Annotated in this window: 19 protein-coding genes; 13 read left to right on the top strand and 6 right to left on the bottom strand. The window is 64.2% G+C overall.

The window, feature by feature from the left end; genetic code table 11:
* Positions 1 to 31: 31 nt before the first annotated feature.
* Positions 32 to 1,837 carry a cation:proton antiporter gene (locus tag PVZ80_RS20700; RefSeq protein ID WP_273864483.1) on the bottom strand — a complete coding sequence of 602 codons (1,806 nt, stop codon included), beginning with the start codon at positions 1,835 to 1,837 and terminating at the stop codon, positions 32 to 34.
* 107 nt (positions 1,838 to 1,944) lie between these two features.
* Between PVZ80_RS20700 and xerD the strand changes: the two genes are divergently transcribed.
* From xerD to PVZ80_RS20670, 6 genes are all read left to right on the top strand, one after another.
* Complete coding sequence (xerD, locus tag PVZ80_RS20695) at positions 1,945 to 2,841, top strand: site-specific tyrosine recombinase XerD (RefSeq protein ID WP_016702737.1); 897 nt, start codon at positions 1,945 to 1,947, stop codon at positions 2,839 to 2,841.
* Positions 2,842 to 3,150: 309 nt separating this feature from the next.
* Positions 3,151 to 3,882, top strand: coding sequence for a thioredoxin fold domain-containing protein (locus PVZ80_RS20690; protein WP_009047146.1), 732 nt, complete (start codon positions 3,151 to 3,153; stop codon positions 3,880 to 3,882).
* A gap of 131 nt (positions 3,883 to 4,013) precedes the next feature.
* The gene (locus PVZ80_RS20685; RefSeq protein ID WP_273864482.1) at positions 4,014 to 5,318 is read left to right on the top strand and encodes a homoserine dehydrogenase; all 1,305 of its coding nucleotides are present in this window, start codon (positions 4,014 to 4,016) and stop codon (positions 5,316 to 5,318) included.
* Between the two features lie 62 nt (positions 5,319 to 5,380).
* Positions 5,381 to 6,790 carry a threonine synthase gene (thrC, locus tag PVZ80_RS20680; protein ID WP_016702738.1) on the top strand — a complete coding sequence of 470 codons (1,410 nt, stop codon included), beginning with the start codon at positions 5,381 to 5,383 and terminating at the stop codon, positions 6,788 to 6,790.
* A gap of 154 nt (positions 6,791 to 6,944) precedes the next feature.
* Entirely contained in the window at positions 6,945 to 10,520 is a 3,576-nt protein-coding gene (locus PVZ80_RS20675) for an ATP-binding protein (RefSeq protein WP_041985782.1), read from the top strand.
* A gap of 90 nt (positions 10,521 to 10,610) precedes the next feature.
* Positions 10,611 to 11,855 (top strand): EAL domain-containing response regulator, encoded by a 1,245-nt coding sequence (locus PVZ80_RS20670; RefSeq protein ID WP_028681729.1) that lies wholly within the window; start codon positions 10,611 to 10,613, stop codon positions 11,853 to 11,855.
* An 8-nt stretch (positions 11,856 to 11,863) separates the two neighbouring features.
* Here PVZ80_RS20670 and PVZ80_RS20665 read toward each other — a convergent pair whose 3' ends face one another.
* On the bottom strand, positions 11,864 to 12,526 hold the full coding sequence (locus tag PVZ80_RS20665; protein WP_038630679.1) for a response regulator transcription factor: 663 nt from the start codon (positions 12,524 to 12,526) through the stop codon (positions 11,864 to 11,866).
* A gap of 104 nt (positions 12,527 to 12,630) precedes the next feature.
* Between PVZ80_RS20665 and PVZ80_RS20660 the strand changes: the two genes are divergently transcribed.
* Together PVZ80_RS20660 and PVZ80_RS20655 are read left to right on the top strand one after the other, a co-directional pair.
* Complete coding sequence (locus tag PVZ80_RS20660) at positions 12,631 to 12,813, top strand: hypothetical protein (RefSeq protein WP_124301179.1); 183 nt, start codon at positions 12,631 to 12,633, stop codon at positions 12,811 to 12,813.
* 189 nt (positions 12,814 to 13,002) lie between these two features.
* A complete protein-coding gene (locus PVZ80_RS20655; protein WP_016702741.1) occupies positions 13,003 to 13,287 on the top strand; it encodes a DUF3509 domain-containing protein in 285 nt (94 codons plus the stop codon).
* A gap of 167 nt (positions 13,288 to 13,454) precedes the next feature.
* On the opposite strand, the gene PVZ80_RS20650 is transcribed toward PVZ80_RS20655, so the two are convergent.
* Both PVZ80_RS20650 and PVZ80_RS20645 read right to left on the bottom strand, forming a co-directional pair.
* Positions 13,455 to 14,297: a TIGR02285 family protein gene (locus PVZ80_RS20650; protein ID WP_273864481.1), complete on the bottom strand. Its 843-nt coding sequence runs from the start codon at positions 14,295 to 14,297 to the stop codon at positions 13,455 to 13,457.
* Between the two features lie 106 nt (positions 14,298 to 14,403).
* Entirely contained in the window at positions 14,404 to 15,603 is a 1,200-nt protein-coding gene (locus PVZ80_RS20645) for a CaiB/BaiF CoA transferase family protein (RefSeq protein ID WP_009047154.1), read from the bottom strand.
* Between the two features lie 149 nt (positions 15,604 to 15,752).
* Here PVZ80_RS20645 and PVZ80_RS20640 point away from each other — a divergent pair, with 149 nt between their 5' ends.
* From PVZ80_RS20640 to PVZ80_RS20630, 3 genes are all read left to right on the top strand, one after another.
* Positions 15,753 to 16,292, top strand: a complete 540-nt coding sequence (locus PVZ80_RS20640; RefSeq protein WP_007923023.1) for a YaeQ family protein — start codon at positions 15,753 to 15,755, stop codon at positions 16,290 to 16,292.
* Between the two features lie 63 nt (positions 16,293 to 16,355).
* On the top strand, positions 16,356 to 18,065 hold the full coding sequence (gene recJ / locus PVZ80_RS20635; protein WP_273864480.1) for a single-stranded-DNA-specific exonuclease RecJ: 1,710 nt from the start codon (positions 16,356 to 16,358) through the stop codon (positions 18,063 to 18,065).
* 287 nt (positions 18,066 to 18,352) lie between these two features.
* The gene (locus PVZ80_RS20630) at positions 18,353 to 19,459 is read left to right on the top strand and encodes an NADH:flavin oxidoreductase/NADH oxidase (RefSeq protein ID WP_009047156.1); all 1,107 of its coding nucleotides are present in this window, start codon (positions 18,353 to 18,355) and stop codon (positions 19,457 to 19,459) included.
* Positions 19,460 to 19,672: 213 nt separating this feature from the next.
* On the opposite strand, the gene PVZ80_RS20625 is transcribed toward PVZ80_RS20630, so the two are convergent.
* Positions 19,673 to 21,292 (bottom strand): glucan biosynthesis protein D, encoded by a 1,620-nt coding sequence (locus PVZ80_RS20625; protein ID WP_273864479.1) that lies wholly within the window; start codon positions 21,290 to 21,292, stop codon positions 19,673 to 19,675.
* A 191-nt stretch (positions 21,293 to 21,483) separates the two neighbouring features.
* On the opposite strand from PVZ80_RS20625, the gene PVZ80_RS20620 reads away from it, so the two are divergent.
* Entirely contained in the window at positions 21,484 to 22,017 is a 534-nt protein-coding gene (locus tag PVZ80_RS20620) for a GNAT family N-acetyltransferase (protein WP_273864478.1), read from the top strand.
* Between the two features lie 58 nt (positions 22,018 to 22,075).
* On the opposite strand, the gene PVZ80_RS20615 is transcribed toward PVZ80_RS20620, so the two are convergent.
* Positions 22,076 to 22,387 carry a hypothetical protein gene (locus PVZ80_RS20615; protein ID WP_016702746.1) on the bottom strand — a complete coding sequence of 104 codons (312 nt, stop codon included), beginning with the start codon at positions 22,385 to 22,387 and terminating at the stop codon, positions 22,076 to 22,078.
* Between the two features lie 166 nt (positions 22,388 to 22,553).
* Here PVZ80_RS20615 and PVZ80_RS20610 point away from each other — a divergent pair, with 166 nt between their 5' ends.
* The gene (locus PVZ80_RS20610; protein ID WP_223815552.1) at positions 22,554 to 22,982 is read left to right on the top strand and encodes a hypothetical protein; all 429 of its coding nucleotides are present in this window, start codon (positions 22,554 to 22,556) and stop codon (positions 22,980 to 22,982) included.
* Positions 22,983 to 23,113 lie beyond the last annotated feature (131 nt).

The following is a 23,113-nucleotide window of genomic DNA, read 5'->3' as shown; positions in this document are numbered from 1 at the left end:
TGTAGGAGCGAGGCTTGCCCGCGATGGGCTATCAGGCCGCCATATCCTTCTGAATCAACGCTACCAGGGTCCAGCCCGCTGTGGGCTTGAGGGCGCTGTCCGGCGTCACCACATGCACCCAGCCGCTGCTGTCGCGAGCGAACAGCAGGGTCGCCCGTTCGCCGTGCAGCGCCTGGTAATCCTCCCAGCCAAAGCCTTCGGTGAGGTTGGTGCTGTACAGCTCCGCACCCTGTCCCAGCAGGCTGGCCAGTTTGCTGTAGGACAGCGCCTCGCTGCCCAGCAGATGCCCGCGGTGTTCATGGCTGGCCCGGTGCTTGTCGGTGCGCCGGCTTTCCTGGCTGTTGGCCAGGCCGAACAGGCGCTGATGGCCGAAGTCGTGACGGAAGCGCATGGAGGCCAGGGTGTTCAGTTCGCCGGAGGGCGACAGCGCCAGCAGATGGCCAAGCCCCACCAGGTCCAGATGGGCATCGGCGTGTTGCGACGCCGGATTGCCGAAGTAGGTCGGCAGGCCATCCATGCGCGCGGCGCGGATGTTTTCCCAGCTCGAATCGGTCAGCAGCACACGACTGCCCAGTTGTTGCAGGGCCTTGCCGATGGTCCGCGCCGGAGCGTTCGCCCCGACGATCAGGAAGCCACTCGGTGCCGGTTCCGCGACTTTCAGCAGGCGGGCCAGCGGCCGCGCAGTGGCGCTTTGCAGCACCACGGTGCCGATGATCACGGCAAAGGTCAGCGGCACCAGCAGCAGCGCGCCTTCATGGCCGGCCTGGTCCAGGCGAATGGCGAAGATCGCCGAGACAGCCGCGGCAACGATGCCCCGCGGTGCGATCCAGGCCAGCAAGGTCCGTTCGCGCCAGTTCAGATTGGAGCCGGCGGTGGACAGCAGCACGTTCAATGGCCGGGCGACGAACTGGATTACCAGCAGCAGAATCAACACCAGCGGCCCCAGGGCGATCAGCGCATTGAGGTCCAGGCGTGCCGCCAGCAGGATGAACAGCCCGGAAATCAGCAGCACGCTGAGGTTTTCCTTGAAGTGCAGGATGTGCCGGACGTCGACGTCCTTCATATTGGCCATCCACATGCCCATCAGGGTCACGGCCAGCAGGCCGGACTCATGCATCACCTGGTTGGCGCCGATGAATATGCCCAGCACCGCCGCCAGCGTGGCCAGGTTGTGCAGGTATTCCGGCAGCCACTGGCGGCGCATGATGGTCCCCAGCACCCAGCCGCCGACGATGCCGAACAGGCTGCCGCAGAGAATCACCCCGCCGAAGGTCATCAGGCTGTGCTGCAGGCCCTGGCCCTCGGCGCTGGCGATGATGAAGCTGTAGACCACCACCGCCAGCAGGGCGCCGATCGGGTCGATGACGATGCCTTCCCAGCGCAGGATGTTGGCGATCGACGCCTTGGGCCGAACCACCCGTAGCATGGGTACGATCACGGTGGGCCCGGTGACCAGGGTCAGGGTGCCGAACAGCAGCGCCAGCAGCCAGTCGAAGCCCAGCAGCCAATGGGTGGCCAGGGTGATCACTGCCCAGGTCGAAAGCGCGCCGATGGTCACCAGCCGGTGCACCACCTTGCCGATCTCGCGCCATTCCGACAGGTGCAGGGTCAGGCTGCCTTCAAACAGGATCAAGGCCACCGCCAGCGACACCAGCGGCATCAGCAGCGGTCCGAACAACGCTTGTGGATCGAGCCAGCCCAGGACCGGGCCGGCGAGAATGCCGCTCAACAGCAGGAACAGAATGGCCGGTAGTTTCAGGCGCCAGGCCAGCCATTGGCAGCCCACTGCCGCCACGCCTATGCCGCCAAAGGCCAACAGAATCTGTTGTTCGTTCATTGAAGCTCCCTGTTCCTTGAAATAGCGGGCTATGAAAGACTAGCGACCCTCTGCACAGTTCACTATTTATTTGCGCCTGGCCTCAAGCCCGCGCCTTTCGAGTATTTATGCCCGCCATCGACCATCCCCTGATAGACCGCTTCCTCGATGCGCTATGGCTGGAAAAGGGCCTCTCGGACAACACCCGCGAGGCGTATCGCAGCGACCTGGCGCTGTTCAACGGCTGGCTGCAGGAAAAGGGGCTGGAACTGGTGAATGCCGGCCGCGAGCTGATTCTCGACCACCTCGCCTGGCGGGTGGAACAAGCCTACAAGCCGCGTTCGACCGCGCGTTTTCTCTCTGGGGTGCGCGGTTTCTATCGTTACCTGCTGCGGGAAAAGCTGATCGCCGTGGACCCCACGCTGCAAGTCGACATGCCGCAGTTGGGGCGGCCGTTGCCCAAGTCCCTGTCGGAGGCCGATGTCGAAGCCCTGCTGGCCGCTCCCGACCTCAGCGAGGCCATCGGCCAGCGCGATCGCGCCATGCTTGAGGTCCTATATGCCTGTGGCCTGCGGGTCACCGAGCTGATCAGCCTGACCCTGGAGCAGGTCAACCTGCGCCAAGGCGTGCTGCGGGTGATGGGCAAGGGCAGCAAGGAACGGCTGGTGCCGATGGGCGAGGAAGCGATTGTCTGGGTCGAGCGCTACATGCGCGATGCCCGGGGCGAACTGCTCGGCGGGCGGCCCAGCGATGTGCTGTTCCCCAGCCTGCGCGGCGAGCAGATGACCCGGCAGACCTTCTGGCACCGGATCAAGCATCAGGCCAAGGTCGCCGGGATCGGCAAGTCGCTGTCGCCCCATACCTTGCGGCACGCCTTCGCCACCCATCTGCTCAACCACGGCGCCGACCTGCGGGTGGTGCAGATGCTGCTCGGCCACAGCGACCTGTCGACCACCCAGATCTACACCCATGTCGCCCGGGCTCGTCTGCAGGATCTGCACGCCAAGCACCATCCCCGCGGTTGAACCTGTAGCCGCTGGCGCAGCCTGCGTTCGGCGGCGCAGCCGTCGTCAATCCGATGTTCGGGGTTTAACTGAAATACCAGGGTGCCTGGTTTTGCGTCGGCTTCGCCGCCGAGCGCAGCCTCGCAGGCTCGGCAGCAGCTACAAGAGCGGCTCCGCGCTGATCGGCAAATGACCGGCTTGGCTCAGCGGGAGCCCGCCAGGCGGGCCTTATGTGGTAGGCTTTGCCGGTTTGCAAAGTGGGCCGTTATGACCCGGTGTTCCAGTACGGGCGTTCTGACCGTCCCATTTGTCCGCCTTCAGGAGTTCCCAATGCGCGTGACCCAGATGATCGCCGCCGCAGCCATTGCGTTGGCCAGTACCTTTGTTATGGCCGATGACGCCGCCGAAAAAGCGATTCGTAAAAGCCTCCAGGGCCTGCAGCTCGAAGTCCCGGTAGAAAGCATCAGCGCCAGTCCGCTGCCCGGTGTCTATGAAGTCAAGCTCAAGGGCAGCCGCGTGCTGTATGCCAGCGCCGACGGCCAGTTCGTGATGCAGGGCTACCTGTTCCAGCTCAAGGACGGCAAGCCGGTCAACCTGACCGAAAAGACCGAGCGCCTGGGCGTGGCCAAGCTGATCAACGCCATTCCGGTCGCTGAAACCGTGGTCTACCCGGCCATCGGCGAAACCAAGACCCACATCACCGTCTTCACCGACACCACCTGCCCGTACTGCCACAAGCTGCACGCCGAAGTGCCTGAACTGAACAAGATGGGCGTGGAAGTGCGTTACGTCGCCTTCCCGCGCCAGGGCCTGGGTTCGCCGGGCGACGAGCAGTTGCAGGCGGTCTGGTGCTCGGCCGACAAGAAAGCGGCCATGGACAAGATGGTCGATGGCAAGGAAATCAAGGCCGCCAAGTGCGCCAACCCGGTTTCCAAGCAGTTCGCCCTGGGCCAGTCGATCGGTGTGAACGGCACGCCGGCCATCGTTTTGGCCGACGGCCAAGTGATTCCGGGCTACCAGCCTGCGCCACAAGTCGCCAAACTGGCGCTGGGCGCGAAATAATCCTGCGTCGTCGAGCCTTTGACGATCATGGCGCGGCGGTTGTGGCCGACGCGTCATTAATAGAGAGCCGTGTGGTTTGCGGCTGTTTTCCACGGCCGACCTAGTGTCGGCCGTTTCATGGGGAGTTCAGAGTGAATCCGGTCAAAGTGGGCATCTGTGGGCTGGGTACCGTCGGTGGCGGTACCTTCAATGTACTTCAGCGTAACGCCGAGGAAATTGCTCGTCGTGCCGGGCGTGGAATCGAAGTGGCACAAATTGCCATGCGCACGCCAAAGCCTCAGTTCCAGACGACCGGTATTGCGATTACCAACGATGTGTTCGAAGTGGCCACGAACCCAGAGATCGACATCGTCATAGAGCTGATGGGCGGCTATACCGTTGCCCGCGAGCTGGTACTCAAGGCCATCGAGCATGGTAAACATGTGGTCACCGCCAACAAGGCGCTTATCGCCGTACACGGTAACGAAATTTTCGCCAGGGCCCGTGAGAAGGGGGTGATCGTGGCGTTCGAGGCCGCCGTGGCGGGTGGTATTCCAGTCATCAAGGCGATCCGCGAAGGCCTGGCGGCCAACCGCATCAACTGGGTGGCCGGGATCATCAACGGCACTGGCAACTTCATCCTCACCGAGATGCGCGAGAAGGGTCGCACCTTCGAAGACGTGCTGGTCGAGGCCCAGGCCCTGGGTTACGCCGAAGCCGATCCGACCTTCGACGTCGAAGGCATCGACGCGGCGCACAAGCTGACCATCCTGGCGTCCATCGCCTTTGGTATCCCGCTGCAGTTCGACAAGGCCTACACCGAAGGTATCACCAAGCTGACCACCGCCGACGTGAACTACGCCGAGGCCCTGGGCTATCGCATCAAGCACCTGGGCGTGGCCCGCCGCACCGATGCCGGCATCGAGCTGCGCGTGCACCCGACGCTGATCCCGGCCGATCGCCTGATCGCCAACGTCAATGGCGTGTTCAACGCGGTGATGGTCAACGGCGACGCCGTCGGCTCCACCCTGTACTACGGCGCCGGCGCCGGCATGGAGCCGACCGCTTCGTCGGTGATCGCCGACCTGGTGGACGTGGTTCGCGCCATGACCAGCGACCCGGAGAACCGCGTGCCGCACCTGGCCTTCCAGCCGGACTCGCTGTCGGCCCACCCGATCCTGCCGATCGAGGCCTGCGAAAGCGCCTACTACCTGCGGATCCAGGCCAAGGATCACCCGGGCGTACTGGCCCAGGTGGCGAGCATCCTGTCCGAGCGCGGCATCAACATCGAGTCGATCATGCAGAAAGAGGTCGAAGAACACGACGGCCTGGTGCCGATGATCCTGCTGACCCACCGGGTGGTGGAACAGCGCATCAACGACGCGATCACCGCGCTGGAAGCCCTGCAGGGCGTAGTCGGTCCGGTCGTACGGATCCGCGTCGAGCACCTGAACTAATCCGCTTCGTTGCGGGAGCCCCGGCGGCTCCCGCTTGAGAACTCTTTTTAGAGGAGCCAGTCATGCGTTACATCAGCACCCGCGGCCAGGCACCGGCCCTGAATTTCGAAGACGTCCTGCTGGCCGGCCTGGCGAGCGACGGCGGCCTGTACGTACCGGAAAACCTGCCACGTTTCACCCAGGAGGAAATCGCTTCCTGGGCCGGCCTGCCATACCACGAGCTGGCTTTCCGGGTGATGCGCCCGTTCGTCACCGGCAGCATTCCGGATGCCGACTTCAAGAAAATCCTCGAGGAAACCTACGGTGCCTTTTCCCACAACGCCATTGCCCCGCTGCGCCAGCTGAACGGCAACGAGTGGGTCCTGGAGCTGTTCCACGGCCCGACCCTGGCGTTCAAGGACTTCGCCCTGCAACTGCTGGGTCGCCTGCTGGACTACGTGCTGGAGAAGCGCGGCGAGCGCGTGGTGATCATCGGCGCCACTTCCGGCGATACCGGTTCGGCCGCCATCGAAGGCTGCAAGCGTTGCGACAACGTCGATATCTTCATCCTGCACCCGCACAACCGTGTGTCCGAAGTGCAGCGCCGGCAGATGACCACCATCTTCGGCGAGAACATCCACAACATCGCTATCGAAGGCAACTTCGACGACTGCCAGGAAATGGTCAAGGCCAGCTTCGCCGACCAGGGCTTCCTCAAGGGCACTCGCCTGGTGGCGGTGAACTCGATCAACTGGGCGCGGATCATGGCCCAGATCGTCTACTACTTCCACGCGGCCCTGCAGCTGGGCGGCCCGGCGCGTTCGGTGGCGTTCTCGGTACCGACCGGCAACTTCGGCGATATCTTCGCCGGTTACCTGGCCCGCAACATGGGCCTGCCGATCAACCAGCTGATCGTCGCCACCAACCGCAACGACATCCTGCACCGCTTCATGAGCGGCAACCAGTACGTCAAGGAAACCCTGCACGCCACCCTGTCGCCGTCGATGGACATCATGGTCTCGTCGAACTTCGAGCGCCTGCTGTTCGACCTGCACGGTCGCAACGGTGCCGCGCTGGCCGCGCTGATGGACTCCTTCAAGCAAGGTGGCGGTTTCAGCGTCGAGCAGGAGCGCTGGACCGAAGCGCGCAAGCTGTTCGATTCCCTGGCCGTGGACGACGCCCAGACCTGCGAGACCATCGCCGAAGTCTTCGCCCAGACCGGCGAAGTGCTCGACCCGCACACCGCGATCGGCGTGAAGGCCGCCCGTGAGTGCCGTCGCAGCCTGGATATCCCGATGGTGGTGCTGGGCACCGCGCATCCGGTGAAATTCCCGGAAGCGGTGGAAAAGGCCGGGATCGGCAAGGCCCTGGAATTGCCGGCGCACCTGTCCGACCTGTTCCAGCGCGAAGAGCGTTGCACCGTCCTGGCCAACGACCTGAAGGCCGTCCAGGCCTTCGTCAGCCAGCATGGCAATCGCGGCAAACCGCTCTGATCGAGTGACATCGATCGTCAACAAGGCCCGTCTCTGACGGGCCTTGTCTTTTTATACACAGGCTGTTTATCGCGACGCGTCTTTAAGGATCGAGCTCAAGGACAGGGCACAAGGACAGGGCGACGCCGCGTCGAGAATCACTCACAGGATGCTTATGTTGCTGCGCCCGGTTTTCCGCATATTGATGGTTTTGGCGATGTTGTCCCTGGCCCCGTGCCTGATGGCGGCGCAGAACCTGCCCTTCAAGCTGGTGCCGGCCTTCGTCCAGCTGCAACCGCTCACCCTGGCTTCGGCCGAACGGCAATGGCTGGCGGGCCGTGGCACCTTGAAGGTGGGCATTTCGATCGACGACTACCAGCCGATCGACATCACCCGCGACCGCAACCGTTACCAGGGCATCAGCGCCGATTACCTGAGCCTGGTCGGCGAACGCCTGGGCGTGTCCCTGGAAGTCCTGGGGTTCTCCGAGCGCGAACAGGCGGTCGAGGCGCTGCGCACCGGGGCGATCGATATCCTGACCAGCGCCAACGGTTATGAGCGTGGCGCCGCGGGGCTGCATTTCTCCAGTGACTACATGCCCGACCGCGCGGTCGTGGTGGTGCGCCGGGACGAGGCGGAAATTCCCGAAGACCTGGCTGGCAAGAAAGTGGTGCTGCTGGAGGGCTATGCGGACGCCAAGATTGCCCATGCGGCCTATCCCCACAGCCAGATCATTCTTTCGCCCAATCTGTACAGCGGCCTGGAAGCCCTGAAACAGGGGGATGTCGATGCCTTTATCGGCAATGAAGTGATCGTCCGAGCCTACAAGGCGCTGCGCCCTTACCTGGGGTTGCAGGTCCGCACCGAAAGCCGGCTGCCGCCGATCGGCTTTGCCTTCGCCACGCGCCAGACCGACCCGCTGCTCGGCCGCCTGATCGAACAGGCGCTGCAAAGCATCGACGACTCCACGCGGCGGGAGATCCTGGCCCGCTGGACCACCGGGCTGGGTGCCAGCACTGGCGACGAGCGGATCAAGCTGAGCAAGCAGGAGCGCGCCTGGCTGCTCGAGCATCAGCATGTGGTAGTGGCGTCCCAGCAGTTTCCGCCCTACGTGTTCAAGGATAAGGACGGCCAGTGGGCCGGGCTGAATATCGACCTGCTCAACCGCATCTCGAGGATGACCGGGCTGCAATTCGTCCAGGAGGAAACCTTCTCCACGGCCCACACCCTGGATCTGCTGCTCAAGGGCCGGGCGCAGATGAACACCACGCTGTCGGCCAACGATGAGCGCTGCGGCTTCCTCGACTTCACCCATGCCTTTGGCGGTTCGGCCTGGGTGTTCGTGGTGCGCGCCGACGACATCCAGCTCAATACCTTCAACCAATTGGCCGGCAAGGTCCTGGCGCTTCCGGCCAAGCATGCGCTGGAGAGCTACGTCCGGCAGAACTACCCGAAGGTCCACCTGCGTCTGGTCGACACCTACCTGGAGGCGCGGGCCCTGGTGGCCAGCGGCGAGGCCGACGCGACCATCCAGAACGAAGTCGAGGTGCAGGGCTACCCGGCGAACGGCCTGCGCATCGGCCGCAGCGTCGAGGGCAAGTGGTCGGCCGACGAATTGTCGGTGCGCCGGGACCAGCCCGAGCTGCTGAGTATCCTGAACAAGGCCCTGGAAGCCTTCCCGGTGGCCGAGCTCAGCGCCATCCGCCTGAAATGGCTGGGGGTGACGCCGGTGCCGGTGCCGATGTGGCAGCGAGTGCCAGCGTGGATCTACTGGGTCACCTTTACTGCGATCCTGTTCGGCCTGCTGTCCCTGGCCTGGAACACCCGGCTCAAGGGGCAGATCCGCCAACGCCTGCAAGCCGAGCAACGGCTCAACGACCAGCTGGCGTTCAAGCGCGCCTTGCTCGACGGCATCCCCAACCCGATCTTCGTCCGCGACCTGGCCGGACGCCTGATCACCTGCAACAAAAGCTACGAAACCCAGACCGGCATGCGCCTGGAACAGATCAAGGGGCTGTGCCTGACCGAGCTGGATGTGTTGCCCGAGGCCACGGCCCGGCAGCTGCACCGCGAGTTCCTGGAGCAGCTGGAGTCGCAGGAGTCGGTGTTCGTCGACCGGCAGATCGAATCCAGGAACGGCCCGGTGCAGGTCTATCAATGGACGGTGCCGTTCTACAGCGCCCAGGGCGAGTTGCAGGGGCTGCTGGGGGGCTGGATCGACATCACCGAGCGCAAGCGCCTCGAGGAAGAGCTGCTGGAGGCGCGTCGCGCGGCGGATCAGGCGAACTACGCCAAGAGCGCCTTTCTCTCGACCCTGAGCCATGAGATTCGCACGCCGATGAACGCGATCATCGGTTTGCTGGAGCTGGAAAAGGAACAGGCGCGCCTGCGCGGCATGCCGTTTTCCGATGCCTTGCGCGTGGCTTATCAGTCGGCGCAGGAGCTGGTCGGCCTGATGGGCGACAACCTCGACCTGGCCAAGATCGAGGCCGGGCATATGCAGCTGGCGCCGCAGACCGTGGCCCTGCGAGGCTTCTTCGAAGACATACAGCAATTGTTCGAGGTCACCGCGCGCAACAAGGGGCTGCACCTGACGCTGGCCTTCGACAAGGCGGCGGACGGCTTCTACTGGCTCGATCCATTGCGCCTGCGCCAGGTGCTGCACAACCTGCTGAGCAATGCCCTGAAGTTCACCCAGGTCGGCGAGGTGCGGGTATCCGTCGAGCGCCAGGCAGATGAGCATGGCGCCGATCGCCTGTGCATCAGCGTGGCCGACACCGGGCCAGGTATCAGCCCGGAGAAACAGGCGAGCCTGTTCGATCCGTTCATTCAGGCCCATGTGCAGACGACGCCAGAGCAGGGCGGAACCGGCCTGGGCCTGAGCATCTGCAAGCAACTGGTGGAGCTGATGGGCGGCCGCATTCTGCTGCAAAGCCAACCCGGCGCGGGGACCCGCGTGACCCTCGAGCTCTATCCGGAGCAAGTGGTCGAGGCTTTCAGCCAGTCGCCCCAGGTGACCAGCGAGCGTCCGCAGAGCCGTCGCATGTCGGTGCTGGTGGTCGATGATGTGCGGGCCAATCGCATGGTGCTCAGCCAGCAACTGATGTTCCTCGGGCACAAGGTGGTGGCGCTCGACAGCGCCGAGGCGGCGTTGGCGCGCTGGCAGGGCGAGGCGTTCGACCTGGTGATGACCGATTGCCACATGCCGGGCATGAGCGGTTATCAGCTGAGCGAAGCGATACGTGAGATCGAGGTCCGGGAAGGGCGCGACGCCTGCCCGCTGATCGGCTGCACCGCCAATGCCTTCGAGGATGAACAGCAGCGCTGCGAGCAGGCCGGCATGGACGAGCTGCTGGTCAAGCCGGTGACCCTGGACCGGCTGGCGCAGATGCTTGCGCGTTTCTTGCCGCCGCCATCCTTTGATATCCAGACCCTGCGCAGCATGACCCAGGCCGACGAGCCGATCCTGCAACGCATGCTGCGCGAGCTGTGGAGCAACCTGGGGCAGGAGCAGGTGGCCCTGGAGTCGGCGGTGCTGGAGCAGGACTGGGCGCGTATCGGCGCGTCCACCCACCGCCTCAAAGGGGTCTGCTGCCTGATCGATGCGCTGCCGCTGGCCCAGGTCTGCATCGACCTGGAGGGCGTTGCCCGGGCCCGCTCGACGGCGGTGCTGGCGGAGCACTGGCTGCGTCTTAAGGAAGCCATCGGTTGCTTGCGCAGCGATATCGAGCCGCACCTGGGTAGCGATTAAGACTTGTCTTATGGGGCGACCTGCCCTCTGCGATTAACGTACCGGCCCGCTGCGGATTCTCGCCGCTCTCGCCGTATCGGAGGTCGTTGCATGCACTCGTTGAAAGTGCTCGTTCTTGAAGACAATTCGTTCCAGTTGATGGCCCTGCACCAGATGCTCAACGCCAACGGCGTGTTCAACGTGTTGAACGCCGAAAGCGTTGCCGCCGCCCGGCAATCCCTGGACAGCAAGGGGCCGGTGGACATCGCCATCTGCGATCTGTACCTGGAGCAGGCCGACGGCCTGGAGCTGATTCGTTACCTGGCGGAGCAACAGCGGGCGAAGGCGCTGATCATTCTCAGCGACGCGCAAGCGGATGTCCGCGAAGGCGCCGCGGCCATGGCCCGGCAGCAGGGCCTGAATGTGCTGGGCTGCCTGCCCAAGCCGGCTTCGGTGACCCTGGTCAATGAACTGCTGAGCCTGTACCAGCAATGTTTCGAGCCGGGCCCGCAAGCCTTGTCGCTGGCCCAGGTGCGTGAAACCCTGGGGCTGGATGTATTCCAGCCTGAAGTGCCGACTGCCGAGGAAGGGCGGGCGGCGGTACTGCGCCATGGGGTCGCGCACTTTCAGCCGGTGGTCAGCCAGGACGGCGAGGTCCAGGGCGTCGAGGCGCTGGCCCGCTGGCAGCATCCGGAGCATGGCCTGATGCTGCCCGCCGAGTTCCTCCCGGTGATCGAGTTCGCCGGGCTGGAAGAAGCCTTCACCTGGCTCATGCTGGAGCAGGCCATGCAGCTGTCGGCCGGGGTGCGCCTGGTCATGGGCCGTTCGCTGGCGATCTCGGTGAACATCCCGGTGGGCATGCTGGAACTGCCGAACTTCGCGCGCCAGCTGGAAGCCCTGCTGCGCCGTTTTGAAGTACCGGCACGCCTGCTGACCCTGGAAATCGTCGAGACCACCGAGCTGCAAACCGACACCGCCCATGTCGAGGCCCTGCTGCGCCTGCGCATGATCGGTTGCAAGCTGTCGATTGGCGACTTCGGCACCGGTGGCACCAGCCTGCAGCGCCTGCTGGAGTTGCCGTTCACCGAGCTGAAGATCCCGCCGGCCTTTGTCTGTGGGCTGGCGGCCGATGAGCGCAAGTCGGCGGTGGTGGCCGGCGCCATGAGCATGGCCCGGCGCATGTCGCTGGGGTTGGTGCTGGCCGGTATCGAGAGCGCCGCCGACTACGAGGCGGCCAAACGGCTGGGGCAGGCGCGCCTGCAAGGCTGCTTCATCGCCGAACCCATGAGCGCGGTCGCCGTGCGTCAGTGGATCGCCCGGCGCGTGAGGGCCGACCTCGGCGAAGAGATGGGCTGAGCCTGCGTTCAGGCCAGCCCGTGTTCCTGCACGTAGATGTACAACGCCGCGGCGCTGGACAGGCCGAGCTTGCGCATCGCGCTGACCTTCTGGGTGCTGACGGTCTTTTTGCTGCGGCTGAGCTTGGCGGCGATTTCCCCGACCGTCAGCCCGGCCGCCAGCAGGCGGATCACTTCGAGTTCGCGGGGCGACAGCTGTTCCCCGGACAGCAGGCGATCCGGCCCGACCTCGCCCGCCAGGCTGAGGAGTTGCTGGATGGCCTGGGCGACGAACACCTTGTTGCGACGCACATGGCTGATCGCCGCCGGCAGCTCATCGGCCAGGCTGGCCTTGCTCAGCAGGCCCATGACGCCCAGGTCGAGAATCGAGCGGAACAGCCCGGCGTTGTTGAGCATGGTCACCACCACGATCGGCAGCTCGGGGTGATGCCGGCGCAGTTGCTCGATCAGGCGCAGGCCGTCGTTCTGCTGCTCTCCCGGCATCATGAAGTCGGTGACCAGGACTTCGCAGGGACAGCTTTGCAGCAGTTCGCCGAGGGCGGTCGGGGAGCTGGCTTCGCCGACGATCTCCAGGTTGTCGTCGCGCTCCAGCACGGCCCGCAGGCCGATGAGGAAAATCGGGTGATCGTCGGCCAGGACGATCCGCAGTTTTTTATTGAGTGTTTGATTCAAGACTCGCTCCGGTGAGAAGGCAGCATTTTGGCCAGGCCCAGCAGCCGGGCAACCGTCATCGCTGCGCCGCCGGGCTTTGCCAACCGCTTGAGGAGAGGGCCCCCATGGCCACAACCCCACCTGCCAGAAAGACCTGCGCAAGGCCTGAAAATCCGCCCCGGGAGCAGGTTGCGATGCCGGTCCGGATCGACCCTCGGCGCTACTCCTGCCAACAGGCGGTATCGCGCTACAAGAAGGTCGAGGCGCTGATCGATCAGCCGGCACCGTCGCGTTCGTTTCTGGTTTGAAGTGCCGATTCTAGTCTGATACGGGCTGTTTTTTATCTGTCATGTTTTGCGGGCATGCTGGATCAACTCAGGTCGGCAACCGCCAGCGGTTGCGAACTTTCTTCTCTGGGCGGTGGTCACTTGAATGCCAGAAAGCTACCGGCATTGGTGTATTCGAGCCTTAATTCCAGCTATTGAGTGGTGATCGAGATGGAAAGTATCAGCCTATTGTTGGGTGAAGCTTTGAGCCCGTATCAGGTAACTCTGACCCCGCGCGCGCAAGGGGAATGCCTGGTGACCCTGAAGAATGCCTTGGGGGCCATCGTGGTCGAGCGTGAGTTCAACCAGGTCCAGTTGACCGACAAGCGCCAGTTGACCGATGTCGTCGACGGCCTGCATCGCGACGTATTGATCGCCGAAGGTCGCCTGGAACCCTGTGTCATCGCGGCCTTGCGCAATGTGGCCCAGGAGAAGGCGTTCGACAGCGCACGCTGATTGGAAATTTTCGGGAACCTTCGCTTCAGCCCATCAGTCAGACCCTTGGCAACAGGATCAAGCATTGTGCTCCGGTGCTTGTCGCTTGTTGCACGGGTCTGCTTGCAGACCACGTTTAACCCCGAGTCGTCTCCCCACTGCTCGGGGTTTCTTTTTGCCCGGATTTTTTAGCGCTGCGGCGCGTCGTGGAAAAACGCTAGGGCATCGCTGCGGTATTGCTCGCGCAGCGACGGTTCCAGCCACTGGGCATAAAGCTCCAGCAAGGTGTCCGGGCGCAGTTTGAGCAGCGCCCGGTTGATGCGCTCCACCGCCTGGCGGCCCTGCGCTGTGTTCGAACAGCCGACGTTCACCGATTGATACTTGGGCATGCCCTGGATCGGGTAGAACTCCAGCTCGTTCGGATCGATCCCTTGCTGTTGCGCCTGGAAACGAATCTCCGGCTGGTAGCCGATCAGGGCTTTGAGGCGTCCGTGCCTTTGCATCTGCAGCAGGTTGCCGATGGCGCTGTTGCCGTAGTGGGCCATCAGGGCTCCGGGCGGCGCCTGTGCGAGCAGGCTGTCGATCTGCTCGCCATAACTGCGCTCGGCCACCACGCCAACGTTGTGCGGGGCGCTGGCCAGGAGTGCACGCAAGTCGATCTGGCCGTCGTGGATAAACGGCTGCACGCCATCACGGTCTTTGCGACGCACCGCCAGGCCGTTGCTGAACACGCGAAAACTGGTGATGGAAAACGCGATCCACTGTGCCCGCTGCAGGTTGAACATCAGCGCCGGATCGCAGACGAAGGGTTGCTCCCGGAGCATTTGCATGCCCCGGGCGCGGTTGACGTGCACGATCTGGTGGTCGTACTCCGGCAGGCTGGCCATCAGCACAGGCAAGGCCTGGTCGATCACCCCGCGGCCTTTTTGCGGGCCTTCGAAAATCGTCGTTGGCGGCAGGTCGCGCAGGACCCAGACCAAGGTGTTCCTGGCCTGGCTGACCTGGGGCCAGGTGCCGAGTGCCAGCAACATACAAAACACACCTATCCCGCGAATCATTCGCCCGCCACTGCATGGGTTCATCAGGCTGCTGATCCTTGTCGGTAAAACTCTCATTGTCGCGAAATCGTGTTCAACGCTAGATCGCGCCGCTGTCACGCAGGCTTTTGATCTGCTGCTCGTCGTAACCCAGGGCGCCCAGTACCTGGGCATTGTGTTCGCCGAGCGCGGGGCCGACCCATTCGGACGAGCCTGGGGTGTCCGAGAGTTTCGGCACGATGCCGGGCATCTTGAATGCCTTGCCGTCCGGCAGCTTGGCCTGGAGGAACATTTCCCGGGCGAGAAACTGCGGATCGCTGAACATGTCCTCGGCACTGAAGATGCGGCTGGCGGGGACTTCCGCTTGATTCAGCAACTCGAGCACGCGCTCCAGCGGCAGCGAGTTGACCCAGCGATCGATGACCCCATACAGCTCGTCGCGCCGGCTATCGCGGCCGTCATTGCTGGCCAGGGCCGGGTCGTTGGCCAGGTCTTCGCGGCCGATCACCTGCATGAAGCGCTTGAAGATCGCATCGCCGTTGGCGCCGATCTGCACGTGCTTGCCATCGGCGCTGGTGTGGATGGAGGAGGGCGTGATGCCGGGCATGATGTTGCCGGTGCGTTCGCGGATGAAACCGAAGACGTCGAACTCCGGGACCATGCTTTCCATCATGGCGAAGATCGCTTCGTACAACGCCACGTCCACCACCTGGCCCTGGCCGCCGTTGACCTCGCGGTGCCGCAGGGCCATCAGCGCGCCGATCACACCCCAGAGGGCAGCAATCGAGTCGCCGATGGAAATGCCGGTGCGCACCGGCGGGCGGTCCTCGAAACCGGTGATGTAGCGCAGCCCGCCCATGGACTCGCCAACCGCGCCGAAACCGGGCTGGTCCTTCATCGGCCCGGTCTGGCCGAAGCCGGACAGGCGCACCATCACCAGCTTGGGGTTGAGCGCGTGCAGGGTGTCCCAGCCCAGGCCGAGTTTTTCCAGGACCCCGGGGCGGAAGTTCTCGATCAGGATGTCGGCCTCCGCCAACAGCTTCTTCAGCACCTCCAGGCCGTCCGGGTGCTTGAGGTTCAGGGTCAGGGACTGTTTGTTGCGCGCCTGGACGAACCACCACAGCGACGTGCCTTCATACAGCTTGCGCCACTTGCGCAGCGGGTCGCCGCCATCGGGCGATTCGACCTTGACCACCTCGGCGCCGAATTCGGCGCAGATACGCGAGGCGAACGGGCCGGCGATCAGGGTGCCGAGTTCGACGACTTTCAGGCCGGCAAGGGGTTTGGCGGTAAGCGGCATGGAAGATCCTTGTAGGACAAAGATTGGACGGTAGAGCGTTTTAACATAGCCCGGCGCTCCCTCGCCAAAGGATGATGGTGCGCGATTCGTGGATTGGCCCGTGCATCGGTTAGACTTGCCGCCTTTCCTCGTATCAAGAAGCCCCGTCCATGGCCCAGCCGTCTACCACCTACAAGTTTGAATTGAACCTGACTGACCTCGATCGCGGGGTGTACGAAAGCGTCAAGCAAACCATCGCCCGCCATCCGTCGGAAACCGAAGAGCGCATGACCGTGCGCCTGCTGGCCTACGCCCTTTGGTACAACGAACACCTGTCGTTCGGTCGTGGCCTGTCGGAAGTGGATGAGCCGGCCCTGTGGGAAAAAAGCCTGGACGACCGTGTGTTGCACTGGATCGAAGTCGGCCAGCCGGACGCCGAGCGCCTGACCTGGTGCTCGCGCCGTACCGAGCGCACCAGCCTGCTGGCCTACGGCAGCCTGCGCGTGTGGCAGACCCGGGTGGTGGACGCGGTGAAGAACCTGAAGAACCTCAATATCGCCGGCGTGCCCCAGGACGTCCTGGAAGTCCTGGCCAAGGACATGCCGCGCGTTATCAAGTGGGACGTGATGATCAGCGAAGGCACGATCTTCGTCACCGACGATCGTGGCCAGCACGAAGTCCAGCTGGAATGGCTGTTGGGCGAGCGCTGAGTTCGCCACGCCGCGCGCTGTTTCGCTGTATCCCCCGTATCGAAGAGAAGCTTCTGTCACCCCATGCGTATCGAACCTCGTGAGTTGCCCGCCACCCTGCCGTTTCTCGGTGATCTGCCGCCGTTGCTGACCCGCCTGTACGCCGCCCGTGGCGTGCAGTCCGAGGCCGAGCTGGACAAGAGCCTGGCGCGGTTGATCCCGTTCCAGCAGCTCAAGGGCATCGAGGCTGCGGTGGACCTGCTGGTGACCGCGCTGGAGCAGCGCGAACGCATCCTGATCGTCGGCGACTTCGACGCCGACGGCGCCACCGCCAGTACCGTGGGCATGCTTGGCCTGCGCCTGCTGGGCGCGGCCCATGTCGATTACCTGGTGCCGAACCGTTTCGAATACGGCTACGGCCTGACCCCGGAAATCGTCGCGGTGGCCCTGGAGCGCAAGCCCCAGCTGCTGATCACCGTGGACAACGGCATCTCCAGTGTCGAGGGCGTGGCGGCGGCCAAGGCGGCCGGGCTGAAAGTGCTGGTCACCGACCACCACTTGCCGGGCCACGAGTTACCGGCGGCCGATGCCATCGTCAACCCGAACCAGCCCGGCTGCGAGTTTCCGAGCAAGGCCCTGGCCGGGGTCGGGGTGATCTTTTATGTGCTGATGGCGCTGCGGGCCCGCCTGCGCAGCCTTGGCTGGTACGAAACCAAGCCGCAGCCGAACATCGGCGAACTGCTGGATCTGGTGGCGCTGGGCAGCGTCGCCGACGTGGTGCCGCTGGACGCCAACAACCGCATCCTGGTGCACCAGGGGCTGGAGCGGATTCGTGCCGGGCGCGCGCGGCCGGGGATCAAGGCGATCCTCGAAGTGGCCAAGCGCGAGGCGTCGCGCATCACCTCCACCGACCTGGGGTTCATCCTCGGCCCGCGGCTGAATGCCGCCGGTCGCCTGGACGATATGAGTCTGGGCATCGAATGCCTGCTCAGCCATGACATGGCCCTGGCGCGGGAAATGGCCGGCCAGCTGGACGAGTTGAACCAGGATCGCAAATCCATCGAGCAGGGCATGCAGCGCGAAGCCCTGGCCCAGCTCAAGGACTTGCCGGTGGAGTCGATGCCGTTCGGCCTGTGCCTGTTCGAGCCCGACTGGCACCAGGGGGTGATCGGGATTCTCGCTTCGCGGCTGAAAGAGCGTTACCACCGGCCGACCATCGCCTTTGCCGACGCCGGCGAAGGCATGCTCAAGGGTTCGGCGCGTTCGGTGCCGGGCTTTCATATCCGCGACGCCCTGGACGCGGTGGCGGCCAAGCATCCGGACCTGATCAGCAAGTTCGGCGGTCACGCCATGGCCGCCGGCCTGTCGCTGCCGGAGCAGAATTTCCCGGCCTTCGCCGAAGCCTTCGATGCCGAGGTGCGCCGCCAGCTGCGCGAGGAAGACCTGACCGGACGCCTGCTGTCGGACGGCACCCTGGCGGTGGAAGAGTTCCACCTCGAACTGGCCCGCGCCCTGCGCCATGCCGGGCCCTGGGGCCAGCACTTTCCCGAGCCGCTGTTCCATGGCGTATTCCAATTGGTGGAACAGCGCGTGGTCGGCGAGCGTCACCTCAAGGTGGTGCTGCGCAGTGAATGCGGCTCGGTGAAACTCGACGGCATCGCCTTCGGCATCGACCGCGATATATGGCCGAACCCGACCATCCGCTGGGTGGAACTGGCCTACAAGCTGGACCTCAACGAGTTCCGCGGCCAGGAAACCGTGCAACTGATGATCGCCCATATCGAACCGCGTTAAGGCTGCTGACGCTATCGCGAGCCAGCTCGCTCCTACAGGGAGTGTGTTGCTTATGTAGGAGCGAGCTTGCTCGCGAAAAAACGCCAGGCCACCGTTACCTTCCTCGGCAAAATGTGTCGGAACCCTGCTGGTCGCGCCGTTGTCGACTAGTCTCTAAACACTGCTTGATTGGCCTTGTGACGTCTTGTCCTTTTTTCTCCCGCGGGGGCGGGCGCTGTTCCTTTCCAGTCACTCGTCGACTTTTCAAACAGAACCCTGGAGCCTGACCACTGATCGAGAGGTGCCCCATGAGTCTGCTGCTTGAACCCTATACCCTTCGTCAATTGACCTTACTCAACCGCATCGCGGTATCGCCCATGTGCCAGTACTCCAGCGTAGATGGACTGGCCAATGACTGGCACCTGGTGCACCTCGGCAGTCGTGCCGTGGGCGGCGCCGGACTGATTTTCACCGAGGCCACGGCGGTCACCGCCGACGGGCGCATCACCGCCCAGGACCTTGGCCTGTGGAACGATGAACAGATCGCACCCTTGCAACGCATCACCCGGTTCATCGCCGCCCAGGGCGCGGTCGCCGGCATCCAGCTGGCCCACGCCGGACGCAAGGCCAGCACCCATCGGCCGTGGCTGGGCAAGCATGGCAGCGTCAAGCCCGAGGAGGGCGGCTGGGTCCCGGTAGGCCCTTCGCCGATTGCCTTCGACCCGCAACATACGCCGCCGACCCAACTCGACGAAGGGCAGATCGCCGCGATCGTCCAGGCCTTCGTCGACTCGGCCAAACGCGCCTTGGTCGCCGGTTTCAAGGTGGTCGAAGTGCATGCCGCCCACGGCTACCTGCTGCATCAATTTCTCTCGCCTCTGAGCAATCAGCGCCGCGACCAGTACGGTGGCTCCTTCGATAACCGCATTCGCCTGGTCCTGCAGGTGTGTGAGGCGGTGCGGGCGGTCTGGCCGCAAGAGTTGCCGCTGTTCGTCCGGGTGTCGGCCACCGACTGGGTGGAGGACGGCTGGAACCCGGACGAAACCGTCGAGCTGGCCTGCCGCCTGAAGGCCCTGGGTGTGGACCTGATCGATGTTTCCTCGGGCGGCACCGCGGTCAATGCCGAGATCCCCACCGGCCCGGGCTACCAGACCCGCTTCGCCGAACGGGTGCGCAAGGAGTCGGGGATCGCCACCGGCACCGTGGGCATGATCACCGAGCCGGCCCAGGCCGAGCACATTTTGCGTACCTGTCAGGCCGACATCATCTTCCTTGCCCGCGAGTTGCTGCGCGACCCGTACTGGCCGCTGCATGCCGACGACGACCTGAGCGGGCACAAGGCGATCTGGCCGGCGCAGTACCAGCGCGCGACCCATCGCGACCAGCCGATTCACGAGTCGGACCTGCGTGAGTGAGCTGTGCGGGGCATAAAAAAACCGGCCTGTGAGGGCCGGTTTTTTATGCCGTGTCATACACCGCGACCTGTAGCCGCTGCCGCAGGCTGCGATGGGCCGCGTAGCGGACCGCCTCTGGACACAACGGTCGATCGCTCCATCCGCAGCGCCCGTTGACGACCGGTTCCTGGCCCATCGCAGCCTTCGGCAGCGGCTACAGGCGATAGGGCTTCCTCAGCTGTACTTGCGCTTGTCCGGTGCCGGCGGGAAGTACTGGTACAGCCAGGTTTCGCTCAGGGTGCGATCGTTGGTACGGATGAACAGCCGCAGCTCCACCGGATCGACGCTGTCGTTGGTCGGGTACCAGTCGAAGAGCACGCGATAACCCTGGATCTCGTCCAGCTTCAGCACATGGAAATCCTTGACCTGGCCGTTCGACGCGGTGACCACCGGCTCGATGCCGGTGCCCTCCGGCAGTCGATCCAGGCCGCCGCCATTGAAGTCCACGGCGAAGCGTCGGGCCCAGACCGGCGGGTAATGCTCGCCCGGGGCCCAGCCTTCGACGAAGCCGCCCATGCCCGAACGGGTGGCGTTGACCCGCGCCAGCGGCGTGCCCACCGGTGGCAGGGCGCTCCAGTACAACTTGTAGCCGTAGTTCAGCGAGTCCCCGGCGGCCAGCGGTTTTTTCGGGGTCCAGAAGGCCACGATGTTGTCCAGGGTCTCGCCGGTGGTGGGGATCTCCAGCAGGTCGACCGATCCTTCGCCCCAGGCGGTGGTCGGCTCGACCCACAGGCTCGGGCGCCGGCTGTACCAGTCCACGGTGTCCTGGTAGTTGGCGAACTCGTGGTCGGTCTGCACCAGGCCGAAGCCCTTCGGGTCCTTGTCGGCGAAGGCGTTGAACTGCAGGGTCGCCGGGTTGTTCAGCGGGCGGCAGATCCACTCGCCGTTGCCGCGCCACATGGCCAGGCGGTCCGAGTCGTGGATCTGCGGATGGATGGTGTCGCACATGCGCCGTTCATGGGTGCCGCAGCTGAACATGCTGGTCATCGGCGCGATGCCCAGCTGTTCGATGGCGGTGCGGGCGTTGACGTGCGCGTCGACGTCCATCACCACGCGTTCGGCCTGGCAGTCGATGTCGAAGCGGTAGGCGCCGGTGGCGCTGGGCGAGTCGAGCAGGGCATAGACCACGAAACGGGTGCTGTCCTTGTCCGGGGTCTCGAACCAGAACTTGGTGAAGTCGGGAAACTCTTCACGTTTCTTGGCGTAGGTGTCGATCGCCAGGCCGCGGGCCGACAGGCCGTACTGGCCGGTCTTGTCCACCGCGCGGAAATAGCTGGCGCCGAGGAAGGACACCACGTCGTGCCTATCCAGTTCCGGGGCCTTGAACAGCTTGAAGCCGGCAAAGCCCAGGTCGCCCTTGAGCTGCGCGGTGTCGACGCTGGTGTTCTGGTAGTTGAACAGCGACGGGCGGAAATGCACTTCCCGCGCCTGACGGCTCTTGGCGTCGACGCTGTACATGCGCACCGGCTGCTTGAAGCCCATGCCAACGTGGAAGAACTGCACGTCCAGCTGGCCGTTCAGCTCCTTCCACAGCGAGTGATTGCCGTCGTACTGGATCGCGTTGAAGTTCTGCGGGGTCATGGTCGCCAGGGTCGGCGGCAGCACCTGCTTGGTATCCACGTAGGGCTTGCCGGCCAATTGCTTGGCCTGGGCCTTGAGAATCTCGAAATCGAAGGCCTGCGCTTCGCCGTCGGCGGCGCCCGCCCAGGCCCGGGTGGCCAACAGACCCGTGGCCGACAGGCCGGTGTAGGCTGCCAGCGCCATGGATGCTTTCAGAAGATGCCTGCGATGCATAAGTGAACCTTGTCAGGAGATCCCGAGCCCTTCCTGGCTGCGCTGGATCGGAAATGGAGGTTCGGTCATGCCTTCGGCCAAACACAACGGACTTTTAACAGCTGGCGGATAGAATAATCGGTTCGCCCGGGGCAAAAAATGCCCCGCGTGTATCGATACGTAAAACCACGGACGGCTTCAGGAAACCCAAGATGCTCAATGAACGCCCTTTGACCCCGCAAGACATCCCGCTGTTCAAACTGATTGACCGCGTGGAACTGATCGAAGCGTTCTACCGCCTGCAGGACGGGCAACTGCTGTGTTATCCCCAGCGCGAAGTGGTGACCGGCTGGCCGCCTGGCGAAGCCGAGCATGACGCGCAGGTCTTGCAGGCGTGTGGACAGCGCGGCGGCTGGCTGTACGGGGTGTTCGACGAGCACCGCCTGGTGGCCGCGGCGGTGGTCGATTGCCTGGTTATCCACAGCGCCGGCTTGCAACTGCGGCAACTGAAGTTCCTGCATGTCAGCCAGGCTTATCGCGGGCGCGGCCTGGGCCAGCGGCTGTTCGGCCTGGCCGCCGAGCAGGCACGGCGCATGGGCGGCGAGGGGCTCTATGTCTCGGCCACGCCATCGCGCAACACCGTGGATTTCTACTGCCGCCTGGGCTGCGAGCTGTTGCCGGCCCCCGATCCAGAGCTGCATCGCCTGGAGCCCGAGGACATCCATCTTTACCTCAGGCTGGCCTGATCTTCAGCGGGTTTTGCACCAGGTGAAGATCACCAACAGGCTGAACAGCCTCTGTGATTCATGGGCTGCTACTGATCAACGGCATGAGCCTCGGCACGGCATACAGCACCAGCACGCAACCCAGCCACAGGCCCAGCCAGCGATAGTGGGCCGGCATGCCGCAGGCGTGCCAGCCTTTGGCGGCGGCATACACCAGGGTGATCTGGATCAGCACCAGGGACAGGACCCCGGTGGGAGCCGCCACCGCCGAGACAAAGGGCGCGGCGACGGCGTGGGTCAGTACCAGGCCCAGTTGCAGGGCGGCGAACGGCAGCACCAGCCAGACGGCCACTTGCAGCATCAGGCTGACGATTCGGGAATGACGAGGCATGGGCGCATCCTTGCTGCCGGAGAAGTTTCCGCGCCGCGGGCGGGGAAACCAGGCGTTTTGTGGCGGCGGATGGTGCCGCAACTTGATCGGCTTGGCCAGGCCTCGTTCAATAGCCGCCTTTCAAGGAGATCGGGCAAATGAATTGCGGTTTTTCGGCGTGCGCGCGATGAAGTACAAGAAGACCCTGGCGGTCGTGGGGGGCCTGCTGGGAGCCTGTGTACTGGTGTTCGCCAGCGCGCTCTACACAGTGCTCGAACGCGAGCCCTATTCGGCGACCAGCCCCTCCGGTCGTTACCTGTTGCAGCATGCCTCGGCCGGCGGGCTGCTGGTGCCTTTCGGCGGCAAGGGCTATCTGCAGGTCATCGACCTTGAGGACCCGGAGCGGGTCTACCGCACGCCCTTGATCCGGGACTGGTCGCTGGACCTGCGGATGTACGAGGACGACAACAGCATCAGCATCTTTGGCCTGGAGTTCATCAAGGCCACCAAGACCTACATCATTCAGTGGCCGGATTGGCAACACCACTGGCTCGATTGGTTCATCAGCAACACGCCCTATGAGTTCTGCGCTGAAACCGACGGTAATTGCTATTAGCAGGGCAGGCGGCCTTGCCACATCGTTCTCTGATTCGTGTCGCGACCATCGCGGGCAAGCCTCGCTCCTACGCTGGCGCCCCACACCACCCAGCGCAACGCCGGTTTGCTCACGGCCAGCTTCGCCGTGGG

The organism is Pseudomonas sp. B3G-3 (genome assembly GCF_028640915.1).
Classification (GTDB): domain Bacteria; phylum Pseudomonadota; class Gammaproteobacteria; order Pseudomonadales; family Pseudomonadaceae; genus Aquipseudomonas; species Aquipseudomonas chlororaphis_I.
This window is presented reverse-complemented; position numbering and strand designations above follow the sequence as displayed.